This is a genomic window from Alistipes sp. CAG:29 (assembly GCF_000435435.1).
GTDB classification, from domain to species: Bacteria; Bacteroidota; Bacteroidia; order Bacteroidales; family Rikenellaceae; genus Alistipes; species Alistipes onderdonkii.
The window spans coordinates 1-537 of record NZ_FR893448.1; the positions used below are offsets into that span (position 1 = coordinate 1).

The window sequence follows — 537 nt, forward strand, 5'->3', positions numbered from 1 at the left end:
TCCTTACGCATGAAAGTCCGCAGATGGTCGATGGATTTATAGTAGCGGTTCCATGTACCGTGGCAGCGGTCGATGCCGACACGTTTCTTGAGGTCGGCAGTAAACTTCTCGAACGCTTCGAGAAGCAGCCGGTATTTCTCGCCGAAGCCGAGATAGGCATTCTTGACCTTTTCGGCCGTAACGTATGACTCCCGGTCGCAGATATCCTGATAGTGCTTGCCGATCTGGGTGCGGATGTTGTCCAGATGACGGTTGATGCGATCCGCTTCGAGACTGCGGCCTTTGGCGCGGCCGCCGCTGACCTCCCAAAGCGTTTCCGGGACGGAGAGCTTCGCGCTGAACTGGGCGATGCTACCGTTGACCGTGATGCGACCCATGACAGGGACGACTTTCTGATCTTTGTCTTTGTTCCTTTTAAGGTAGAACAGAACCTTGAACGTGCTGCGCATAAACTCTGCTTTTTAGGGTGGCAAAAATAATTTCAGCAGAGTCGTATGTCAAGATGAATAACGATGCAAGAAACTGAAAATCACGTTT

General features: G+C 51.8%; 1 pseudogene. It reads right to left on the reverse strand.

From position 1 onward, the window contains the following. A pseudogene (locus tag QVP03_RS04890) lies at positions 1-449 on the reverse strand (Arm DNA-binding domain-containing protein); the annotation flags it as partial. Positions 450-537 lie beyond the last annotated feature (88 nt).